The 345-nt window shown below is 78.6% G+C and carries 1 pseudogene; it reads left to right on the forward strand.

What is annotated here, in order from left to right:
* Nucleotides 1-138: 138 nt before the first annotated feature.
* Nucleotides 139-345 (forward strand): annotated as a pseudogene (locus tag PUR71_RS02770) (transglycosylase family protein); the annotation flags it as partial.

The following is a 345-nucleotide window of genomic DNA, read 5'->3' on the forward strand; positions in this document are numbered from 1 at the left end:
GGCGGGCGGCGGTGGCCGGGGCGGCAAGGCACGTCCGACCCGTGCCCCCCCGCCGTCGAGTGTGGCGAACGGAACAGTCCGGCCCCGTCCGGGGCCTGGTTCCGGCTGCCTGCCCGGGGCTTGTCGAGAGGATCTCCCTTGAATCCCCGTCACGAGACCGCCCCTGCCACCGACTCCACGAGCTCCACCCCCGCCTCCGCCCAGCGCCACCGCCTGCGGAGCGGGAGCGGCGCGGGGGCCGCCGGCGCGTCCATGCCGGGTGCCGGCCTCGACACGGCCACCTCTGCCTCCGCCGCGCCCACCTCGGCCTGGGCCGCCGTCGCCCAGTGCGAGAGCGGCGGCGAC

This window comes from Streptomyces sp. SP17BM10 (genome assembly GCF_036322405.1).
Classification (GTDB): Bacteria; Actinomycetota; Actinomycetes; order Streptomycetales; family Streptomycetaceae; genus Kitasatospora.